Annotated in this window: 4 protein-coding genes; 2 read left to right on the top strand and 2 right to left on the bottom strand. The window is 40.0% G+C overall.

All coding sequences use genetic code 11. The features are described 5' to 3' along the window. Positions 1 to 518 precede the first annotated feature (518 nt). Positions 519 to 1,484: a replication initiation protein RepM gene (gene repM / locus ACT3TU_RS13720; protein WP_192520760.1), complete on the top strand. Its 966-nt coding sequence runs from the start codon at positions 519 to 521 to the stop codon at positions 1,482 to 1,484. A 62-nt stretch (positions 1,485 to 1,546) separates the two neighbouring features. Here repM and ACT3TU_RS13715 read toward each other — a convergent pair whose 3' ends face one another. Together ACT3TU_RS13715 and ACT3TU_RS13710 are read right to left on the bottom strand one after the other, a co-directional pair. Continuing rightward, complete coding sequence (locus tag ACT3TU_RS13715; protein ID WP_192520759.1) at positions 1,547 to 1,741, bottom strand: hypothetical protein; 195 nt, start codon at positions 1,739 to 1,741, stop codon at positions 1,547 to 1,549. An 18-nt stretch (positions 1,742 to 1,759) separates the two neighbouring features. Further along, positions 1,760 to 2,923 (bottom strand): MobA/MobL family protein, encoded by a 1,164-nt coding sequence (locus ACT3TU_RS13710; RefSeq protein WP_192520758.1) that lies wholly within the window; start codon positions 2,921 to 2,923, stop codon positions 1,760 to 1,762. Between the two features lie 238 nt (positions 2,924 to 3,161). Here ACT3TU_RS13710 and ACT3TU_RS13705 point away from each other — a divergent pair, with 238 nt between their 5' ends. Beyond that, positions 3,162 to 3,623, top strand: a complete 462-nt coding sequence (locus tag ACT3TU_RS13705; protein WP_192520757.1) for a hypothetical protein — start codon at positions 3,162 to 3,164, stop codon at positions 3,621 to 3,623. Positions 3,624 to 3,712 lie beyond the last annotated feature (89 nt).

Genomic DNA, 3,712 nt, shown 5'->3' with positions numbered 1-3,712 from the left:
AAGCGATATGAGCCAAAATAGAGCCGTTTATGACGATAATATACAATCATCATTACTAGATAATTAACTGTTGGTTAATCTTGGATTTTATCTGTCAGGTAAACCTCGTCTTATAGTCCTGAAACCCTTGATAATAAAGGTTTGTAGCTTCATTCGAATAGGTTTACCCTGCTTTGTTTAATTTTAAGAGAACCAATTAGGCAAAATATTTTAGTTTTCTATATCCTTTTTTGTTCTTTTTTCTTCTGTTTGTTTTCTTGGTTATCCACAACCAAAAAGGCTTTTAATGCTTTTAAATGCTTTTAAATGCTTTTAAGCCCTATGTACACCTTGATAATAAAGGGCTGTAGAGTCCATTCGAATACGTTTAGGCGGTCATTCGAATACGTTTAGGCGGTCATTCGAATACGTTTAGGCGGTCATTCGAATACGTTTAGGCGGTTTTTAATTACATTACTTGATATTGTAATTAAAATGCAATATATTACGATGTATCTTAATAAGGAAAGGATATGGATGTGTCTGAATTAGTAGTTAAAGATAATGCGCTCATTCAAGCGAGTTATACGCTGGGATTAGCTGAACAAAGATTAATGTTGCTTGCTATCCTTAAAGCCAGAGAAACAGGTGAGGGTATTGACCATGCAAGCTTATTAAGAGTTCACGCACACGCCTATGCTGACCAGTTCGATGTTGATAGTAAAAGTTCTTACAGGGTCATAAAAGATGCAAGCAAGGGTTTGTTTGATAGATACGTCACATATCACGATAAAAACCCTAAGAATGGCAATGATAGGTCATTTCACTGTCGCTGGGTCGATAAAATAGGCTACGAGGAAGCGACTGGTACGGTTTTCATGCGCTTTACTGCTGACGTTGTGCCGCTGATAACTCGGCTAGAAAATAATTTTACAAGCTATGAGATTGAGCAGGTAGCTAACCTTGATAGTGGCTATGCCATAAGGCTTTATGAGTTGCTGATACAGTGGAGAGTTGCAGGTAAAACACCAGTGTTTGAGTTACAAGACTTCAGGCGTAAGATGGGGGTTGAAGACAATCAATATAAGACGATGAGCAACTTTAAGAACAGAGTGTTAGAGCCAGCTCTTAACCAAATAAATGAGCATACTGACATTACAGCTAAGTATGAGAATATTAAAAATGGGCGTGTTATTACTGGCTTTAAATTTACTTTTAAGCCTAAGAAGACAAATAAAAAAGAAGTGGGTATTGAGCGTGATGCTAATACTGCGGATATGTTCACCATTGACGGCTTAACAGACAAGCAGCTGAAGCGCATTGTTCTTCATAAAGAATTTATAAGCACATATTCGGGTTTAGCTACTGGTGCTGCTGGGCGTGACTGGAAGCTGTTTACTGAATTTATGGTGAATGAGATTAAGAAAGACCCTAGCAAGTTTAGTCAGAAAAAGCCTATTAGAGAATATTTAAACGGTAAAGATGATGATTACCAGTATGCTTAACGGTTTGAGATAGAAGCGGATCTGAATGGGGGCTGTTTCCCATTAAGACCCGCTTCTATCTGTTAAATCTCTAAATGCGGTGCTTGTGATTGTTTTATCCGTAAGTCGGACTTCGCTGTTATGTCCTTGCCCCAATTGGTTGCCCTGACTGCTACTAACTGGCGGTAATTCTCGTCCTCGCTCATTTGTATGGCGTTCAGTGCTGACCTATCTATCCAGTCTTGCACTAAGTCGTTCTCTTCTTTGTTATCACTCATTGTTTTATCTCCCTTGTGTTATAAGTCTATGCCCTTATCCTGACTTACTTTATCCCTTGTTTTTACTTCAACTGTTGGCTGTACGGTTATTGTCGGTGGTGTAAGCTCATACTTACCAGCTACCATATCAGGAATTTTCTCATTTAAAGCGTCATGTTTGGCTTGGCGTTTTGCAGGGTAATCTTTAAACCGTTCATCAATTGCATTACGCATGGCTTCAAGTGCTACTTTTTGTCTGTTATCCAAGCTGTCTTCAATATTTTCTTCTACTTCATTTTGCTGTGCTGGGTTTATGTGCTTATCAGTATCAGCTAGCTCTTGGTAAAATGCTTCCTGTAGCACATGAGCGTCACGCTTCGCTTCTATCTCGGCTATTATTTGCGCTTCTGCCTGTGCTAACTGGTGTTTAATCTCTTCCTCAAACTCACCATCAAATTCCATCAATACCCATAGTTCAGCCTTAAAATCCTCTTCTTTTGCTTTTAGCACTGCTTGGTACGCTTCCCTGATTTCAGGCTCTTTGAGCTGTTTCATTGTTAGATTTATTGGCTCTCTCTCTATGCCCTGCTCTTTCAAGGACTTCATGCTAATGCGATAACTGTACCCTGCTCGCTCCAAGTGGGCGTTACAGGTTTTCTCCCATCGGTCACGCATCGCCTTTAGTTCTTCTTTGCGCTCTGCTGAAAATTTTGGCGTGTTTGCTTTTTTTGCTCCGCCTTTTTCGGGGTTTTTGCTGTTGTAGCGTTTAAAATATTGGTCAGGGTCACGCTCCACATCGTCTATGGTGCGTTCGCTAAACATAATATGAGCATGGGGCTGTTCGCCACCGTCTAGGGCTGGTGGGTTATGAATGGCGTACTGGTAGGCGTGTTTTTCGCCTATCTCTTGAGCTATCCAGTCTTTGATTAACTCGTGGCGTTCATACTCGTCTAATTCTCTAGGCAAGGCTATGACGTGTTCACGGTAGGTACTGCCGTTTTTTCTCTCGTGTTCATCTGCCATTTGCCAAAAATCATTAGGGTTATGCTCTGCCCATTTGGGCATATTGCCATGACCTGTGTTTTCTAACTTCTCTTCGTGGTAACTTGGTTTAGCATATTTTCCTTCCCTAGCGATATATTTAGCGTGAGGGCTTGCCTTACCTTTTTTGCCAATTCCCACACTCAGCCTACCGATTGCCATTGTTTCACCTTTTGTCTTTTTTTGGGGTTGTTAGGGGGTCGCCCCTGACTGGGGATTTCAAAGGGGTTAGACCCTTGACACGGTGTTTTTATTTTATGTAGCGAAGCGGAATAAAGTAGAAACTACTAACCGTGCCTTGTTTTCTCAACAAGGCTACCAACCACCACAACTATGCAAACATACCGCCTAATGATAAACTCAACCTAACCACAAAACAACCAGCAAAAAAGGAATGAGCATGGCTAATGCAAATGAAGAGTATATTAATAATAATGAAGAGTATCTTGATAATTTAGTAAAACGGTTTAGGGGCTTTAAGTCGCCTAATGATACGCAGAAACTTATTGTCCTGCTGGGTGAAAAAGACAATAGAAATGATGAAGATAATCGCAAGCTGTCGATATTACTCAAGGCTGAAAAGAAAGCAGACCAGTTAGTCAAAGCTAGGGCTAATGCTAGGAAGCTGATTGATGCTGAAAAATCAAAGGCTAGTAAAGCTGAAGTAAGACGTAAAATCATTTGGCAAAGTGCTTTTGAAGCAATGGCTGAAGATAGTATGGCAGCCAAGCGTAATTTAGACCAACTCAAAGCTGATGCTTACAACAAAGGGTATGTATCAGACAGGGATAAAGACGCAGTTAAAAATGACTTAATCAAACAATCAGTAGATACCGATAACATAGAAGAATTAGACTTCTAATGAATTAGATACGTCTATTTGCCCTCATATTAGCTTCTAAAGGTCTTTAATCATCAATTAGGTAGTAGGGTGGCATAAGGTAGTAAACA

The sequence above is a fragment of the Psychrobacter sp. AOP3-A1-26 genome, assembly GCF_052378235.1.
Lineage (GTDB): Bacteria > Pseudomonadota > Gammaproteobacteria > Pseudomonadales > Moraxellaceae > Psychrobacter.
Note: the sequence above shows the minus strand (reverse complement) of the source record. Positions and strands in the feature narration are given on the sequence as shown.

Excerpts from the sequence above, each read along its gene's own strand:
- ACT3TU_RS13705 (WP_192520757.1), top strand. The coding sequence starts at position 3,162 with ATGGCTAATGCAAATGAAGAGTATATTAATAATAATGAAGAGTATCTT.
- ACT3TU_RS13710 (WP_192520758.1), bottom strand. The coding sequence starts at position 2,923 with ATGGCAATCGGTAGGCTGAGTGTGGGAATTGGCAAAAAAGGTAAGGCA.
- ACT3TU_RS13715 (WP_192520759.1), bottom strand. The coding sequence starts at position 1,741 with ATGAGTGATAACAAAGAAGAGAACGACTTAGTGCAAGACTGGATAGAT.